The following is a 16,851-nucleotide window of genomic DNA, read 5'->3' as shown; positions in this document are numbered from 1 at the left end:
GGTGAACGGAGCTCGGGGGTCTCTAATACGCCAGCGGCTTCGGCCGGCCGACGCCGCAATAATGAAAACCGTTCCGCGTCACATCCTCGGGCGAATAGATGTTGCGGAGGTCGACGATCACGGGCGTTGCCATGATCGTCGCCATCTTCTTCAGGTCGAGCGCGCGGAACTGCTCCCATTCCGTCACGATCACGATCGCATGGCTTCCTCGCGCGCAATCATAGGCGTCGCGGCAGAAGGTGACATTCTCGAACACCTTCTCGGCCTGCTCCATCCCGACCGGATCGAACGCGCGGATCGCCGCGCCCATGTCCTGCAGCGCCGTGATCAGCGGGATCGATGGCGCGTCGCGCATGTCGTCGGTGTTCGGCTTGAAGGTGACGCCGAGCACGGCGATGGTCTTGCCGCGGATGTTGCCGCCGAAGGCATTCGACACCTTGCGCGCCATTGCGCGCTTGCGCTGGTCGTTCACCGCCACCACCGTTTCGACGATCCGCAGCGGAGCCTCGTTGTCCTGGCCTGTCTTGATCAGCGCCAGCGTGTCCTTGGGAAAGCAGGAGCCGCCGAAGCCCGGACCGGCATGCAGGAATTTCGAGCCGATGCGGTTGTCGAGCCCGATACCGCGGGCGACCTCCTGGACATTGGCGCCGACCTTCTCGGCAAGATCGGCGATCTCGTTGATGAAGGTGATCTTGGTCGCGAGGAACGAGTTGGCGGCATATTTCGTCAGTTCCGCGGTGCGGCGGCTGGTATAGAGGATCGGCGAGGTGTTGAGATGCAGTGGACGATAGACTTCCGCCATCACCTCCTTCGCAAATGCATCCTCGGTGCCGATGACGATGCGGTCGGGGTGCTTGAAATCCTGGATCGCGGCCCCTTCCCGCAGGAATTCCGGATTGGAGACGACGGCGAATTTCGCGTCCTTCTTCTCCTCGCGGATGATGCGCTCGACCTCGTCGCCGGTGCCGACCGGAACGGTCGACTTCGTCACCACGACCGCGGATTCCGGCAACGCCGTAGCGATCTCGCGCGTCGCGGCGTAGACATGGGAAAGATCGGCGTGGCCGTCGCCGCGGCGGGACGGAGTGCCGACCGCGATGAAGATGACTTCGGAACGGCTGACCGCCCCCTTCAAGTCGGTCACAAAGGCCAGGCGGCCCTGCGCGATGTTTCTCGCCACCAACTCGGAAAGCCCGGGCTCGTGGATCGGTATCTCGCCCTTGTTGAGCGCTGCGATCTTCTTTTCATCCTTGTCGACGCAAACGACGTAGTGCCCGAAGTCGGCGAAACATGCCCCCGACACCAGTCCGACATAACCGGCGCCGACCATCGTGATATGCATGACTTATCCTGTCTGACCAAATGATCGCAGCGGTCGCACTGGCCATCATTTGACCAGCATCGACTCGCCGTCGAGATGCTGCGGGAAGAAGAAGAAATTGTTGATGTAGAACAGCCCTTCCTTGCGGCCACCATCCGCCTCGAGCGCCGCTGCATCCTGCAGCTCCTCGACATCGAATTTTTCGACGTCGACCACATCGTCTTCCTTCAGGAAGAAACCACGGTAGGACCGTTGCCGGAAGAAATCGAACACCGATTCCGTCGCGGCCGGCCGATGACGATCCTCCGCCTCAACCAGGAACACCGGCTGGCAGCGCTCCAGGAGCTCGACGGCGCCGTTGAGGACGTTGAGCTCGTGTCCTTCCACGTCGATCTTCACGAAGGCGACCTCCTGATGCATCACCGAATCCAACCGCGCCATCGGCACATGGGCGGCCACAATCGGATCGGCCGACGCCATCACCCGCCGCTCAAGCGAGGCAAGGCCGTGGACCAGGCCCGTGTCGCCGCGCGGAATAAAGAGCTCAGCGTCGCCTTCGTGGTCCGACAGCGCGATCTCGTGCACGCTGACGTTTGAAGCAGACGTACGCCGCAGCAGGCGCGCCATATCGTGCGAAGGCTCGAAGGCGTGAACTTCGCGGGAAAGCCGCGCCAGCTTTCGCGTGTAGAGCCCGCAATTGGCGCCGATGTCGACCGTGACAGCATCTTCCGGGATGATCTTGTCGAGATAGGAAAGCTCCCGCTCCGCCGATTTCGGGCGATGCATGAAGTGCCACTGCAGCCAGATCGATGGGAATGCATCCTTCAAGAGATCCTTGGCCTGCTGCTTGGCACCCATGTCCATTCCCTCCGTTATGTGTTGATGCGGATCGGGTACTCCGAGACGCCGCTTGCCGGATTGGCTTGCGGTCGCCGCGTCACACCCGGTGGTAGATGTCCTGCACCCGGACGATGTCGTCCTCCCCAAGATACGTGCCCGACTGCACCTCGATCAGGTTCAGCGGAACCTTGCCCGGATTTTCCAGGCGATGCATGCAGCCGAGCGGAACGAAGATCGATTCGTTCTCGCGGAGCAGCACCTCCTCGTCGTCTCGCGTGACGATCGCGGTGCCGTTCACCACCACCCAATGCTCGGCGCGGTGAAAATGTTTCTGCAGCGACAGTTTGGCACCCGGGTTGACGGTGATGCGCTTGACCTGGAAGCGGTCGCCGGCATGGATCGACGTGTAGTAACCCCACGGACGGTGCACGCTGTGGGTCTGCGTCGCGGCGCGATGGCCGTTGGCCTTCAACCGCTCCACCAGCTTGCCGACATCCTGGGCGCGCTCGCGTTTGGTCACGAGCACCACGTCGGGCGAAGCGGTGATGACGAGATCCTCGACGCCGAGGGCGGCAACCAGCGGGCCGTCTCCCCGCACGTAGCAGCCGGAGCTGTCTTCGGCCACCGCGTCGCCGATCACGACATTGCCGGAGGAGTCCTTCTCGCCCATCGTCCACAGCGCCGACCAGCTTCCGACGTCGCTCCAGTCAAAACTGGCCGGCACCACCATGGCCTTGTCGGTCTTTTCCATCACCGCGTAGTCGACGGAGATAGATAGGCAGGACTCGAATGCCTTTTCTTCCAACCGCAGGAAATCGAGATCGCGCGTCGCGCCGGCCAGCGCCGCGCGGCAGGCGTCCAGAATGGCGGGCTCGTGCCGCGCCAATTCATCGATGAAGGCGCGTGCGGGCAGCAGGAAGATCCCGCTGTTCCACAGATGATCATTGCCGGCCAACAAGCGCTCCGCGGTCGCAACGTCGGGCTTCTCGACGAAGCCTGCGACTTTGCGGATTTCGGGAAGATCGGCGATCCCGCCGCCCATGCGGATGTAGCCATATCCGGTCGCAGGCCCGGTCGGCTTGAGGCCGAACAGGACAAACTGTCCGCGGCGCGCTGCCGGAAGCCCGCTCGCGATCGCGGCGCGGAACGCCGCGTGATCGCGTACCCAGTGGTCGACCGGCGTCACCAGGATCACCGCGCCAGGATCGACCTCGCTGGCGAGAAGCGCCGCGATCGCCACCGCCGGCGCGGTATTTCGTCCGAACGGCTCCAGCACCATGGTCGGATTGGCGATGCCGGCCGCGCGCAGTTGCTCGCCAATGGCAAAGCGATGCTCGGCATTGGCAATCACCATCGGATCGGCAAACAGCGACGGCTCCGTCACGCGGTTCGCCGTCTGCTGCAGCAAGGTCTTCTCGCCGAGCAGCGCGAGCAGTTGCTTCGGCTGGTTCTCGCGCGACAGCGGCCAGAGCCGCGAGCCGGTTCCGCCTGACAAAAGAACTGGGACTATGCGGCCGCGTGGCTGCAGCATTCTGTCGCTCCCCTTCATGTGATGGTTATATGCCGGCGGGCTAGAAGCCGCTGCCGGACAGGAATTCGCGGCGGACGGTGCGCACGATGATCATGACGTCCATGCGCAAGGACCAGCGCTCGATGTAGTCGAGGTCGTAATCGATCCGCGAGATCGCTCGGCCGGCCTCAACCGTGCTTCCGCGGCAGCCGCTCACCTGCGCGAGGCCGGTGATGCCGGGCCGAGCGCTGTGGCGCTGGAAGTAATACGGCACGAGGTCCTCATAAGGCAGCTCGGCGGCCAGCATGCCCGGGACATGCGGGCGCGGGCCGACCAGCGACATGTCGCCCCTGATGACATTGATCAATTGCGGGATTTCATCGAGGCTCGTCTTGCGCAGGATCCTGCCGATCGGGGTGACCCGGGAGTCGCCCTGCACGGTCTGCTTCACGCCGCGCACGTCACCGGCATCGGTCCGCATCGAGCGGAACTTGTAGATCTTGAAGCGCCGGTTTCGATAGCCGTACCGGTATTGGTGAAACAACACCGGCCCTCGCGACGTCAGCTTGATGCCGATGGCGATCGCGATCAAGAGCGGCGCGAAGAACAAGAGCGCTACGCTTGCAACCACGATATCGAAGATGCGCTTTGCGATGGAGGAGCCCGGCTCGGTGCGAACCGAGCCGCGCGGGCGCTTTGCCCGATAGGGGCTATATGAATTGCTGCCGGCATATTCGACCGGCCGCATCGAGATGATGCTCCGCTTGTTGCGGAGCGACCTGATACTGTCCTGGTCGAAGTTGGCTGTGACGATGGCGGCCATTTGCTCTCGCTCTCTCTGTTGAACCCAAAGAGGTCACAAGCGCGACGACGCAGAGCGCCACTGCCCATCTCGCGGGCACCTTCGCAATTGCGAATTTTCCTGCGTAGCAGAGACGCGTCTCGATCGCGCGGCGGTATAACTCTACGAACTCTTTGGGCGAAATGGGGCAGCAAAACGAAAATGTTGCGCGCGGTTTTGCATCGCGGCATCGTGAGGTTTGTGCGATGCAAAGAATCCGTTTTGTTCGGAAGCGCTTAGATTGAACTGCACGCGAAATGCGCTGCGTGTTTTTCGATGCAGCCATGCATTAACGCAAACCTGGAACCGCGCGCGAATCGGATTCGATTCAGGAATCGACCGTGCACCCGCTACATCAAGCGCTTAATCTGTGCGATCATTTTTGAAGGATTTTTTTCACTGCATACTAAACGGCTAGTCGTATTCTGCCCGATGCGATCGTTTCAATTGGTGGTTTTGTCGATGATTGCGAGACGTCAACACGGGGAAACGGCCTTAACCAAGAAGCCGCTCGTCTCGGAAAAATTTTCCAGGGAGGCGCCAATGATCGCAGCGCGTTTGGATCGCCCTGAAACAAAACGACTCGATCCTGCGGGGCGCAAATTGAGGAACCGTATCATCCTGGCGAACATGCTTGCCTGGATCGCGATCATTCTGCTCATCCGAATGATCTTCTTCTAGACCTTATATACTTAGAGAAGTCGGGAACAGGTGCCGGCGGCGTCGCCGCCGATTGACCTCATGACGGTTCCATGATCGAAGCAATCGATGATGCGGCCGCCAGTTGCATATCCGCACTATGTTGCACCTTCGGCTCCCGCAGACACGCGCATCTACGCGGTCGGCGACATTCACGGACGCGCCGACCTGCTCGCCGACACCATTGCGCGTATCGACGACGACATAAGCCGGCGGCCGATCCGCTACGTGCTCGAGATCTATCTCGGCGACTATATCGACCGCGGCCCCGATTCCAAGACCGTGCTCGATCTGTTGGCAGTTCGCCTCGTCAGGAATCACGCAGTTTGCCTGCGTGGTAATCATGAAGAGCTATTGCAGCACTTCCTTGACGACCCGGCGGTGTTCGCGCAGTGGCGGCGGCTCGGCTGCATGCAGACGCTCGCCTCCTATGGCGTGTTTCCGCGCGACATGCCCGTCTCCGAAGTCAACCTGCAGCGCCGTTTTCTCAACGTCTTCCCACGTACGCATGCACTGTTCATGCAATGCCTGCGCGACAGCTTTATCTGTGGTGACTTCTTGTTTGCCCATGCCGGGGTGCGCCCCAGCGTTCCGATCGAGCAGCAGCATCCGGAGGATCTGCTTTGGATCCGCCAGGAGTTTCTCAATTCGGATGAAGATCACGGCAAATATGTCGTGCACGGCCACACCCCGGTTCCCCATCCCGACATCAGGCACAATCGCATCAATATCGACACCGGCGCGTGGAGAAGCGGGACCCTGACCTGCATCGCCATCGAAGGAACTGCGATTCTGGTCCTGTGACAGACGCAGGCGCCATTAACGCTGCGCGATCATGGAACCGCATGGAACTGTCGCGGAACCACCACCCACATTCTTTCGCCTTGTTTGCTCACTTATGCTCCGCGCCGTTACTGACGGACTTTCGTGGGGATGCAGTCATGCAGCAACAATCAATCCGTGTCGCCCGCGTGGCGCCACGCAATATTCTATTTGCGTTTGCTTTGGCGAGTATCGCGGGTTTCGCAACTTTCGCATCGGCTCAAACGCAAACCGGCTCGCATGCGTTCTCGACGGGGACCTACGTGCTCGGTCCGAACGACAGAGTGCGTGTGAAGGTGTATGGGGAGCCCGACATCACGGGAGAGTATGAAATCGACGCGAGCGGTCAGGTCTCGATTCCGCTTGCAGGACGCATGAGGGCGTCCGGCATGACGACCAAGCAGTTGGAACGCGCGATCACATCCGCGCTATCGAAGGACATCGTGCGTGATCCGAAAGTGAACGTCGAGATCGTCGCGTATAGACCTTATTACATTCTCGGCGAGGTCAAGAAGGCCGGCGAGTATCCGTACCGCCTTGGTCTGACCGTGATGGATGCGGTCGCCAGCGCCGGCGGATTCACCTATCGCGCCAACGAGGGCAAGGTCTATTTGCGTCGATCGGGCAGCACAGCGGAAGAGATCTACCCGCTTGATGCGCCGATCCTGGTGTTTCCTGGTGACAACATCCGGGTTCCCGAGCGCTACTTCTGAGTGGCTCGTTCGACGGAGCGGTCTCGCTCGCAAATCACGCGCGTAAAACATTTACGTCATGCGCGCTGCCATAGTGTCGTCGATTTGCGGTGAGTATTATTTTGCAATGCAGAAAACTTTTTCCCGCGACGCACGTTAATGCGCGGGGAGATGTTCTCTGATCGAACCAGCAATGCTCCGTAGTGCGCGCGTAACAAGTGCATGGACTGTCATGTCGATGCGCAGTCCGCGGTGAATTTGTGAGCACGGGCAACCGAGCCTCAGGACTTCGCCGCCTCCAGAGTTCCCGCAAGGGATGGATTATGGGACGCACGACTGCATTTGGCTGGTTGAATGCGATTGGAACGAGAGGGCCGCAAACCCGTTCGGTCGTCGCGTTCGGTCGCCGCGGACTGAAGATCGTACCCGCACCGGTGACTGCGATTGTTCTTGGACTCGGATCACCGGCGGATGCGCAAGTGCTCCCCTGGCCAAATGAGGAGGTGGCGCCGCCATGGAACGCGCAACAAATCTTCGAGCCATCCCCGCTGCCCAAGCTGACCGATCCTGACACCCGTGAGGACATACCGCCGGAGGACACGCCCGTGAAAGGCCGCCTGCAGCCTGGCTACGAGCCTGTGGGCATTCGTTCGGGCTCCTGGATGTTCAATCCGTCGCTGATCACCGGCGGGTTCTTCGACAGCAACGTGTTCGCGTCGAATACCGACATCCGCAGTGACGTCGCGGCGGTGGTCGAGCCGTCGCTGCGCGCCCATTCCCTATGGGAGCGGCACGGCCTCGACCTCAAGCTCGATGCCCAGGAGACGGTCTACAAGCAGAACTCCAGCCTCAACCAGACCAATGCCAGCCTGAAGGGCAATGGCTGGATCGACATTGCTCATGACATGGCGCTGCTGGGCAGCTTCCAGATCGCGCATCTCAACGAGGGCGTTGGTTCGCTGAGTTCGCCCGCCAACGCCATCGCGCCGACACCTTATAATCTGTATTCAGGCGATGTGACCCTGCGCAAGGAATTCAACCGGCTGACCACCTCGGTCGGATTCCGTACCGATTCCTACGACTTCGGCTCGACCGTCTCGCAGGACGGCAGGACCATCAACCAGGATGCCCGCGACGGCCAGATCTACTCGCTCCATAGCCGGATCGACTATGCGTTTTCCGACACTCTTGGCTGGTTCGGCAGCGCCGAGGGCAATGTGCGCGAGCTCCGCGGCCAGCCGCTCCAGCCGCTGAGTTCCCAGGGCTATCGTGCGCTCACTGGCGTCACCCTCGGACTGACGCGTCTGCTCACCGGCGAAATCGGCTTCGGCTATGTGCAGCAACAGTTCGTCGATCCGACCGTCGGCACGATCGCAGGCCCGACCTATCGCGCCAGGCTGACCTGGAGCCCGACGCGGATGGTCGACGTTCACTTCAACGCCGAACAGATCGTCACGGAGACTTCCGACACCAGCGCAACCGGTGTGCTCGCCAATGCCGTGCAGCTCGGACTGGACTATGAGCTGCGCCGCAACGTCATCGTTTCGTTCTACGGCGGCTATGAGAGCGACCGCTTCTTCGGGCAGCCGCGCAAGGATCAGGTCACCACCTCCGACGCCCGCGTCAAATATCTGCTGAATCGCTTTGCCGCGATCGCGGTCTATTACCGCTTCACGTCACGCGAAAGCAACATCCCGACTTTCAGCTACGACAAACACCTGGTGGGATTGAATGTTACAACGCAGTTCTGAGCACCTGGCTCGCCCCCCGGAAGAGACCAGGGAACCTGCCGCAAGTCGCTGGCAGGCTCCGACCGTCGATCTGCGCGAGATGGCGCGCATCCTGCGCCGCCGCTACAAGTTTGCCGTCCTGCCCGCTGTCGTGCTGGTCGCACTCGGGCTGAGCTACTGTCTGTTGGCCACTACACTATATACGGCGACCGCGACCGTGCTGGTCGATCCACGCCGAGCCGCGGCCGTCGAGACCAACAGCCAGACCGCGCTTTCGAACTACGGCACCGATGATGCAACCATCGAAAGCCAGTCATTGCTGATCCAGTCGATCGCGATCCTGGACCGCGTGGTCCGCAGGCTGAAGCTGACGCAAGATCCGGAATTCATCCCAACACCGGGCCTCCTCGATCCGATCAAGCGGCTGTTCGCCTCGGCCGCACCCGAGGGGGCCGCGGACCCGCAAGACGCCGCGCGCGCGCGCTCGATCGAAATCCTGCAAAAGCGCATGAAGGTGACGCGGCAAGGCACGACCTTCCTGGTCGACATCAATGTCAGCTCGGAATCGCCGTCGAAGGCCGCTATTATCGCCAACGCGGTCGCGGACGCCTATTTCGAGGATCAGGTCCGCGCCAAGAATGACGCGACCCGCATCGCCGCGAACTGGCTCGGCGGCCAGATCAACGATCTCAAATCGAGAGTCGTCACCTCCGAGAAGGCGGTCGAGGATTTCCGCTCCGCCAACAATCTGACGGTTTCGCAGGGCGTGACCGTCAACGACCAGCAGATCACCGATCTCAACAACAAGCTGATCGCCGCGCGGGTGCAGACCGCGGAGGCGCGCGCCAAATATGATCAGGTGCAGCAGATCGCCAAATCCGGTGGTGACCCCGGCGGCATCAATGCGGCGATTTCGTCGGACATGATCACGAAGTTGCGCACGCAATATGCCGACATCGCCAAGAACGAGGCCGATCTCTCCAGCAAATACGGCTCGCGGCATCCGCTCGTCACCAATGTGCGCGCGCAGCTCAAGGACACCCAGCGGCTGATCAACGAGGAAATCAAGCGGATCCTCGAGAGCACCAAGCACGATTACGACGTGGCGCTCTCCCGCGAAAATTCGCTGAGCCAGAGCCTGGAGCAGTTGCAGAACGTATCCAATACGTCGAGCCAGGCCCAGGTGCGGCTGCATGAGTTGCAGCGCGAGGCCGAAGCCAACCGCACTCTCTATGAATCCTATCTGGCGCGCTCGAAGGAAGCGACGTCGCAGGAAAGCCTCGAGCTGCCGGACTCGCGGGTGGTGACCAAGGCCAGCGTTCCGATCCGTCCCTCCTCGCCGAAGACCATGCTGATCCTGGGCCTTGCCGGGATGCTCGGCCTCGGCTTTGGCAGCGTGCTCGCCTTCGGCGCCGACTATCTCGACGGCCGCATCAAGACGCTGGAGCAGGCGGAATCAATATCGGGCGTGCCGGCGCTGGCCGCCGTGCCGTTGATCGGCACAAGGGAACTTGCAGGATTGGCGCGGCGGCGCGGGCGCGGCGAACTCGAAAATCATGATCCGAGAACGGTCAAGCTGTTGCCTGCCGCCTTGCAACCGCCCCTGATGCGCTATGCGATCGACGAGCCCGCCACATTCTTCGCGGAGGCGATTCGCTCGGTTCGCCTGGCGCTGCAACGGACGATGCGGATGCAGCCGGTCAGGGTCGTGCTCGTCACCTCTGCCCTCGACAGCGAAGGCAAGACCACGCTTGCCGGCAATCTGGCGCAGTCGCTGGCGACGTTGGGCATACGGACGCTTCTGATCGACGGCGATCTCCGCAACCCGCAACTCACCCGCTCGCTCTGCCCGCGCGCCGACATCGGACTGTTGGACGTGGCCCTGGGACGCGCGGCCATCGAGCAGGCGATCCTGACCGACGAAAGCACCGGCCTGTCCGTGCTGCCGTCGACCGCGGTCAAGCAGGCCGAGATCATCACCGAGCTGATGTTCTCCGACCGCATCGTCGACGTGCTCGATCATCTGCGCCATCGCTACGAATTGATCATCGTCGACTCGCCGCCGCTGGTGCCGCTGGTCGACGGCCGGGCGCTGGCCGAGCTTGCGGACCGCATCATCCTGGCGCTGGCCTGGGATCAGACCCCGCGCGAGGTCCTGAGCCACACCATCGACCTGTTGTCGCCGGTCTCCGATCGCATCCTCGGCACCGTGCTCACGCGCGTCGACCTCAGCCGCCTGCAGTTCTACGACTATTACCGCAGTTCCGCCTATCTCAAGCCATACGGAACCGCGAACCTGAGCCCCGGAGCGGCGCGGTGAACACGCGCAGCTTTGCCAGCCAACCTTTAAGCCTGCCTGGCGCGGTGTCGCACGCTCCGTCCGGAACGCGGACGCGTGGGATGACGTTCGACACTTTTGTCGAGTGGCTGGCGACAGGCTTTCTTGTGCTCGCAATCGTAGCGATGTTCATGCTCTCGGCGGGCATGCTCACCAACGTGAAGATCCACTATCTGACAGCGGGCGGCAATTTCTACGAGAAGCTGCATCCAGCGACGTACTTCACCTTCCTCGCCTTTTTCCTGCTGCTGATGCGCAGCCGCGGGCCGATTGGCGAGATCGACCGGATGTTCTCGCAGTCGAAACTTCTCTTGTTCTATCTGCTCTGCTGGCTGTTCCTGCTGGTGCAGATGTTCGTGTTGGAACGGCCGTTCACGGTGATCTTCGACACGTTCCTGACGCCGGTCGTGTTGTGCCTTGCGATCTGGCAGCTCTCGCCGTCGCAACGACGGCCGCTGGCGTGGGCGATCCATGTCACGATCCTGATCAATATCGTGGTCGGCTATTATGAGTATTTCTCGGGTCACCGCCTGATTCCGCTGACGATGGGCGACATCGTCGTCCTCGGCGAATGGCGCTCCTCGGCGTTTCTCGGCCATCCCCTTACGGCATCCGGCGTGGTCGCCGGCTATGTGCTAGCCCTGCTGCTGCGGCCGGCGCTCTGCCCTCCGATTCTGATACGGGTGCCACTGATCGCTTTCAGCCTGGCCTCGTTGATGGCGTTCGGCGGCCGGACCGCGCTGGTGACCGTGCTGATCGTGATGGGACTGCTTGTCGCTTTCGAGATGCTGCGCATGCTGCAGGGCAAGCGCATCCCGCTCTCGGCCGCGATCCTCGCCATCTGCCTGCTGTTCGCAGCGGGTGCAGTCGGATTTGCGGCGCTCGATCTCGGCATCTTCGACAAGATGCTGTTGCGCTTCTCCTCCGACAAGGGCAGCACGCTGGCGCGCTATGCCACCTTCAACCTGCTGTCGCATTTCGACTGGCAAGAGTTGCTCCTCGGTCCCAATCCGGTCCGGGTGACTTCACTGCAGAGCCAGCTCGGCCTCGACTATGGCATCGAGAATTTCTGGATCTCTTGCATCGCGCAGTTCGGCGTCATCCACACCGTGGCGCTGACAGTTGGGCTCGCTTGCCTCTTCACCGAGATCATCCGGCGCGCCGATCGCGGCGTCTGGGCGATGCTGCTGCTGATGTTGACGATCGCTGCGAGCTCGGTGAGCTTCTCGTCCAAGAATATCCAGCTTGCGCAATTCATCGTCCTGATCACCGTGCTGCTGCCGCGCGACGAATATCGGCGGACAGCCGCTCCGCCTCCCGTCGCCCAGCGCCGTTACCGGCCTGTTCCCGCGTAAATCTGGCGTCAGGACATCGTATGGATATCTACGTCGACAACACCCATCTCGGACGTCACGTCACCGGGCTCGAGCGCATCACGCTCGAACTGTTTTCGGCGTCCGCGCTCGCTCCGCTCAATGTGGTGCCGGTCACCGCGCGCGGCACACGCCAGATGGTGACGACGCAGACCTTTGGCTTGCCGATGCGGCTTGCGACCTCGTCGGCGATGCTGCTTTGCCCCGGCTTTCCGCCCAGCCCGCTATTGCTGCCGTTCGCCTCACGCGTGCTGCCCTACATCCACGATGATTTCCTGGTGACGCGGCCCGCCGAACTGAACGCACGTGCCCGCATCTATATGGCGCGTCCTTTCAAGCTGGCGCTGCGGCACTATCCCCGCTTCCTTGCCAATTCCAACGATACAAGGCGCCGGATCGCCGCCTATACCCGACCCGATGCCGAGATCACGCTGTATCGTCCCTCCGTGCGCAACGTGTTCGGATTACAGTCGGAGCAGCGCGCCGGCCGCGCGACTGCGCCGCGACCGCTGCGACTGGTCGCACTCGGCACCGTCGAGCCGCGCAAGAATTTCAAGGCGGCCGCCGCGCTCGTTGGGGTGCTGCGCGGAAGAGGTTTTTCCGACGCCACGCTGGATATTGTCGGTCGGCGCGGCTGGGGCGACGACTGGCAAGCGCTGGAAGCCATGCCGGGCGTTACGCTGCACGACTATCAGCCGACCGAGCGCGTCAGGGAATTGCTTGATACGGCCGACCTGTTCGTCTGCACGTCACATGACGAAGGGCTCGGCCTGCCCTTGCTCGAAGCGCAATATGCCGGGCTGCCGATTGCAGCACCCGATGCGCCGATCTTCCGCGAGGTGCTCGACACCTCCGGCATCTTCATCAATCCCGCCGAGCCCGCCGCCGCCGCGGCGCAAATCGCGGCCGCGCTGTCGATCCAGAACTGGCGCGCGCGCTACGTCGCGCTCGCCGAGCAGAATCTTGCTCGCTGGAATGCGCTTGCCCATGGCGACCGCGAAGCTGTGATCGACCTGATCTCACGCCTTGCTGCCCACCCCCACACTTCCAGCCAGTTCAACCCGAAGCGGATCTAGACTTTTGCAAAAGACCACCAACGCGATCCGGCACCTCGACAGCCTGCGGATCATCGCCGCATGCGCCGTGGTGATTCTGCACTATTCCGATTATTTCAGGGATCTGCCGCTCGGGCGCATCATCATCGCCCATCTCTGGCATTTCAACCTGTTCGTCGACCTGTTCTTCGTGGTTTCCGGCTTCGTCATCGCGCGCCAATATTTCGATCACGTCGGCGACGGCGCAGCAATCGGACGCTTCCTCTGGCGGCGCGTCGCCCGCATCTATCCGCTGCATCTCGCCACGCTGACGTTCTATATCTGTATTGCCCTCGCGCTTTCCTTTGGCATGGCTCGCTCGGACAATCCCGCGCGCTATTCGTTCTCCGATCTGCCGGCGCAGTTTCTGTTGCTGCATGCCTTCGTCGGCGAACGGTTGACGTTCAACTTTCCGAGCTGGTCATTGTCGGCGGAAATGTTCTGCTATCTGCTGTTTCCGCTGATCGTTGCGCTGACACTGCGGCGCAAAACGTTGATCATCGCGATCGTGGCGTTATCTGCGCTCGCCAACAGCGTTTGGGTCGCGACCATGGAAACCCTGCCATGGTCCGAGTGGATCAACGAGGGCGGTGCCTTCCGCGCGGTGGCCGCGTTCAGCCTCGGCATTGCCTGTTCGGTCTACCGCGACCAGATCGCGCGCTGGCCCGCAATGCGCGGCGCGCTGATATTAGCGCTCGGCGCATTCACCCTGTTCGGTTCGTGGCTAACACCAATGGCTGCGCTGGTTACGGTCTACGTGATCGCTGTACTTGCGATCCAACTCGACTGCAGCGGCAGCGATACGTTGTTATCGATGCTCAGGCTCGATCGCTTCGCACCGCTGACCTATTCCAGCTATATGCTGCACATGCCCATCGCGACCGTCATCATCACCTTGGATTCGCGTCTGGTGCTCTTCGCCTCTTCAGAAGCCAAGCTGATCCTGGCGCCGGTGTCGTTCATCGTCCTTGGCATCACCAGTGTGCTGTCCTACCGATGCTTCGAGACGCCGGCGCGGCGCTACCTGACCGACCTCTACGATCGCCGCTTCGTCAAGGCAGTGGCGGCACCGATCTCGCAGCGGGAGATCGCATGATGACGCTCGCGGCATCCGCTCAGGCAGAAATCGTTCACGCCCGCGCGGACACGCGGGCGAAGGGCCGCGACGCCGTGATCGATACCATGCGGGGCGTTGCCATCCTGATGGTGATCGGGATCCATTCCCTGCCGCAGCCGCTCGATCTCGCCTGGACCAAAGCGATGGATGCCGCGCTGCGGCCCTGCGTACCCATCTTCCTGTTCGCGTCCGGTTACCTGACCGCGCGCGCCGGACGTGTGCCATTGTTCAAGCGGCTGAAGGCTGCGGTGATCCCCTATACAATCGCCTTCATCGCGGCCTATCTCTACATGACCCTGCACAATCCCGCGATGGATCATCGCGTAACCACGACGGTGGCGCGGTTCGCGCTCGCTTATGTGTTCGTGTACTACTACGTGTTCGTCTATGTCGGTTGCACCATCGTACTGTGGCTGATCTATGCTGCCGGCGGAACGGACCGGCAGGACATGGAGCAGCGGATGACAATCCTGCTTGCTCTTGCGATCGGTTTCGGGCTGGTCGTCGGAAGCTACCTCGATCCCCTGCTGTTCCGTCTCGGCTTTGCCGAGCCCTTCGTTGATGAAGCCCGGATGCGCGATATCCCCTTCTGGTTCTCGTTCATGGCACTCGGCGCGCTGACGGCATCCTTCGCCGGCGCGACCGCGCGGAACATGCGCGCGATCCTCGTCGGTGCCATGCTGTTTGCCTATTCGCTGTATCTGGCCGTCCGCCTGTCCGGAATCGGCGATGCCGCGGTCTACGACTCGACGGCATTCTTCCTCTACGCGGCGCTGTTCAGCGTCGCGCTGATGGTGCTGCAACCGAGTTCCAGTTTGCTCGCGGGCCTCGGTTCGGGCAGCTATTTCATCTATCTCTGGCACATCTTCATCGTGATGTTGCTGCGCGACCACGCCGGATTGCGCCAGTTCGGCCCGGCCGCGAGTTTTGCGATCACCTTCGGATTGACGGCGATGGTCAGCATCGCTGCACTCGGCGCGGTGAGGCAGTTCTCCTCCGCGCGCGTCGCCCGCTGGCTGGGAGCGTAACGATGCTGCTGCGCCACACCCTGCTCTATCTCCCTGCGCAGTTCGTCGGGCCGCTGTTCCAGTTGATCGCGATGATCGTGTGGACCCATGTGGTCAACGATCACACGCTGGGCATCATCACGCTGGTCACCGCCACGCACGAATTCCTGCAGATCGCCTTCCTCGCCTGGTGGTCGCAATACGCACTGCGCTTCTCCGGCCGCTACAAGGATGACGACGCACCTCGCTTCTACCGCACCGAAAATGCGGTGCTGCTGGCGTCGGTCCTGCTGCAGAGCCTCGTCATCGTCGTCGTGCTGCGCCTCGTCATTTCCCCCGATGCGCACTTCGGCATGCTGCTTGCCGCCATCGCCTATGTGGTCACGCGTTCGCTGAACCTTTATATCGGCGAGCGCGCTCGCGCCCAGCAGCAGATCTGGGTCTACACGATACAGCAGGTGACCGGGCCCGCGGTTGGCTTCGCCGTGGGCCTTGTGATGATCAAGCTGTTCGGTCAATCCGCCGAATGGCCGCTGGCCGGATACGCCGTCGCACAACTCGTGGCCGCGCTGGTGGTGCTGCCGAAGATCGCCTGCGGCCGCCGCCTGTGGCCGGTCGATCGCGAGATCGTCGTGCACGCGCTGCATTACGGCGTTCCCCTGATCATCGGCGGTGGGCTCGGCTGGGTGGGCCTCAATGCCTCACGCTTCATCATCAACGAAATGTCGGGCGTGGCCGCCGCCGGCCTGTTCGCCGTCGGCTACGGCCTCGGCCAGCGCGCCGCTGCGGTCGCCGCCATGCTGGTGACGGCGGCCGCCTTTCCGCTTGCGGTCAAGAGCATGGAGCAAAGCGGCAGCAAGGCCGCCATGCGGCAGCTTGCCGACAACACCGCGCTGCTCGTTGCGATCCTCGCGCCAAGCCTGACCGGCATCTTCATGCTGCGGTTCGAGATCGTGCATCTTCTGATCGCCGCGCCATTTCAGCAGGCAACGCTGAGCGTACTGCCGCTCGCAACGCTCGCCGGCGCGATCCGTAACCTTCGTGCCCATTTCGGCGACCAGGTCTTCCTGCTGCACAACCGCACGCGCTGGATGATGGCGATTTCCGCCATCGATGCCACCCTGACGGTGATCCTCAGCGTGGTGTGCCTGCGCTACTGGGGACTTGCCGGCGCGGCCGGCGCCACAGTTCTCGCCGCAACTGCGGCAGCCGCCACAAGCTTCAGCATCGGCTTCTCGCTGTTCGGGCTGACGCTGCCGTTCGCGCACCTCGCACGCATCGCAGTTGCGACCGTCGCGATGGCGGCGCTGTTGCGCGAATTCCCGGAAGCGGAAAACGCGATCAAGCTCGCCGCGCATATCGCAGCAGGTGCGGCGGTCTATCTCACAATGCTGGCGCTGCTGTACACACCGTCACTCTTGAAGATGTTGCGGGCACGCCCGCAACATTCCGGCGCATGACGATTCT

General features: G+C 62.2%; 14 protein-coding genes. 10 read left to right on the top strand and 4 right to left on the bottom strand.

Annotated elements, in window-relative coordinates; genetic code table 11:
- Nucleotides 1–22: 22 nt before the first annotated feature.
- From OZ411_RS19205 to OZ411_RS19190, 4 genes are all read right to left on the bottom strand, one after another.
- A complete protein-coding gene (locus OZ411_RS19205) occupies nt 23–1,342 on the bottom strand; it encodes a UDP-glucose/GDP-mannose dehydrogenase family protein (RefSeq protein ID WP_282529208.1) in 1,320 nt (439 codons plus the stop codon).
- A 45-nt stretch (nt 1,343–1,387) separates the two neighbouring features.
- Nucleotides 1,388–2,179 carry an FkbM family methyltransferase gene (locus OZ411_RS19200; protein WP_282529207.1) on the bottom strand — a complete coding sequence of 264 codons (792 nt, stop codon included), beginning with the start codon at nt 2,177–2,179 and terminating at the stop codon, nt 1,388–1,390.
- A 79-nt stretch (nt 2,180–2,258) separates the two neighbouring features.
- Complete coding sequence (locus OZ411_RS19195; protein ID WP_282529206.1) at nt 2,259–3,692, bottom strand: mannose-1-phosphate guanylyltransferase/mannose-6-phosphate isomerase; 1,434 nt, start codon at nt 3,690–3,692, stop codon at nt 2,259–2,261.
- A 40-nt stretch (nt 3,693–3,732) separates the two neighbouring features.
- A complete protein-coding gene (locus tag OZ411_RS19190; protein ID WP_282529205.1) occupies nt 3,733–4,494 on the bottom strand; it encodes a sugar transferase in 762 nt (253 codons plus the stop codon).
- A 561-nt stretch (nt 4,495–5,055) separates the two neighbouring features.
- On the opposite strand from OZ411_RS19190, the gene OZ411_RS19185 reads away from it, so the two are divergent.
- From OZ411_RS19185 to OZ411_RS19140, 10 genes are all read left to right on the top strand, one after another.
- Nucleotides 5,056–5,193: a hypothetical protein gene (locus tag OZ411_RS19185; protein WP_282529204.1), complete on the top strand. Its 138-nt coding sequence runs from the start codon at nt 5,056–5,058 to the stop codon at nt 5,191–5,193.
- Between the two features lie 87 nt (nt 5,194–5,280).
- Complete coding sequence (locus OZ411_RS19180; protein ID WP_349017022.1) at nt 5,281–6,015, top strand: metallophosphoesterase family protein; 735 nt, start codon at nt 5,281–5,283, stop codon at nt 6,013–6,015.
- A 41-nt stretch (nt 6,016–6,056) separates the two neighbouring features.
- Nucleotides 6,057–6,746, top strand: a complete 690-nt coding sequence (locus OZ411_RS19175; protein WP_282529203.1) for a polysaccharide biosynthesis/export family protein — start codon at nt 6,057–6,059, stop codon at nt 6,744–6,746.
- Between the two features lie 458 nt (nt 6,747–7,204).
- Nucleotides 7,205–8,476 (top strand): outer membrane beta-barrel protein, encoded by a 1,272-nt coding sequence (locus OZ411_RS19170; RefSeq protein WP_282529202.1) that lies wholly within the window; start codon nt 7,205–7,207, stop codon nt 8,474–8,476.
- On the top strand, nt 8,457–10,775 hold the full coding sequence (locus OZ411_RS19165; RefSeq protein ID WP_282529201.1) for a polysaccharide biosynthesis tyrosine autokinase: 2,319 nt from the start codon (nt 8,457–8,459) through the stop codon (nt 10,773–10,775). Before OZ411_RS19170 ends, OZ411_RS19165 begins: the two co-directional genes overlap by 20 nt.
- Before the next feature lie 80 nt (nt 10,776–10,855).
- Nucleotides 10,856–12,148, top strand: a complete 1,293-nt coding sequence (locus tag OZ411_RS19160; protein ID WP_282529200.1) for a VpsF family polysaccharide biosynthesis protein — start codon at nt 10,856–10,858, stop codon at nt 12,146–12,148.
- Nucleotides 12,149–12,168: 20 nt separating this feature from the next.
- A complete protein-coding gene (locus tag OZ411_RS19155; RefSeq protein WP_282529199.1) occupies nt 12,169–13,242 on the top strand; it encodes a glycosyltransferase in 1,074 nt (357 codons plus the stop codon).
- Nucleotides 13,243–13,246: 4 nt separating this feature from the next.
- Nucleotides 13,247–14,356, top strand: a complete 1,110-nt coding sequence (locus OZ411_RS19150; RefSeq protein ID WP_282529198.1) for an acyltransferase — start codon at nt 13,247–13,249, stop codon at nt 14,354–14,356.
- Nucleotides 14,353–15,405, top strand: coding sequence for an acyltransferase (locus OZ411_RS19145; protein WP_282529197.1), 1,053 nt, complete (start codon nt 14,353–14,355; stop codon nt 15,403–15,405). The genes OZ411_RS19150 and OZ411_RS19145 overlap by 4 nt, the downstream gene beginning before the upstream one ends.
- Nucleotides 15,406–15,407: 2 nt before the next feature.
- Nucleotides 15,408–16,844: an oligosaccharide flippase family protein gene (locus tag OZ411_RS19140; RefSeq protein ID WP_282529196.1), complete on the top strand. Its 1,437-nt coding sequence runs from the start codon at nt 15,408–15,410 to the stop codon at nt 16,842–16,844.
- Nucleotides 16,845–16,851: the final 7 nt, after the last annotated feature.

It is taken from the genome of Bradyrhizobium sp. Arg237L (genome assembly GCF_029990105.1).
Classification (GTDB): Bacteria; Pseudomonadota; Alphaproteobacteria; order Rhizobiales; family Xanthobacteraceae; genus Bradyrhizobium.
The sequence above is the reverse complement of the archived record's forward strand: the minus strand, read 5'-3'. Positions and strand labels throughout refer to the sequence as shown.

What these genes read in the sequence shown, in the direction of transcription:
- OZ411_RS19185 (WP_282529204.1), top strand. Translation starts at nt 5,056, where the DNA reads ATGATCGCAGCGCGTTTGGATCGCCCTGAAACAAAACGACTCGATCCT.
- OZ411_RS19160 (WP_282529200.1), top strand. Translation starts at nt 10,856, where the DNA reads ATGACGTTCGACACTTTTGTCGAGTGGCTGGCGACAGGCTTTCTTGTG.
- OZ411_RS19155 (WP_282529199.1), top strand. Translation starts at nt 12,169, where the DNA reads ATGGATATCTACGTCGACAACACCCATCTCGGACGTCACGTCACCGGG.
- OZ411_RS19195 (WP_282529206.1), bottom strand. Translation starts at nt 3,692, where the DNA reads ATGCTGCAGCCACGCGGCCGCATAGTCCCAGTTCTTTTGTCAGGCGGA.
- OZ411_RS19140 (WP_282529196.1), top strand. Translation starts at nt 15,408, where the DNA reads ATGCTGCTGCGCCACACCCTGCTCTATCTCCCTGCGCAGTTCGTCGGG.
- OZ411_RS19200 (WP_282529207.1), bottom strand. Translation starts at nt 2,179, where the DNA reads ATGGGTGCCAAGCAGCAGGCCAAGGATCTCTTGAAGGATGCATTCCCA.
- OZ411_RS19205 (WP_282529208.1), bottom strand. Translation starts at nt 1,342, where the DNA reads ATGCATATCACGATGGTCGGCGCCGGTTATGTCGGACTGGTGTCGGGG.
- OZ411_RS19165 (WP_282529201.1), top strand. Translation starts at nt 8,457, where the DNA reads ATGTTACAACGCAGTTCTGAGCACCTGGCTCGCCCCCCGGAAGAGACC.
- OZ411_RS19180 (WP_349017022.1), top strand. Translation starts at nt 5,281, where the DNA reads ATGATGCGGCCGCCAGTTGCATATCCGCACTATGTTGCACCTTCGGCT.
- OZ411_RS19175 (WP_282529203.1), top strand. Translation starts at nt 6,057, where the DNA reads ATGGAACTGTCGCGGAACCACCACCCACATTCTTTCGCCTTGTTTGCT.
- OZ411_RS19145 (WP_282529197.1), top strand. Translation starts at nt 14,353, where the DNA reads ATGATGACGCTCGCGGCATCCGCTCAGGCAGAAATCGTTCACGCCCGC.
- OZ411_RS19190 (WP_282529205.1), bottom strand. Translation starts at nt 4,494, where the DNA reads ATGGCCGCCATCGTCACAGCCAACTTCGACCAGGACAGTATCAGGTCG.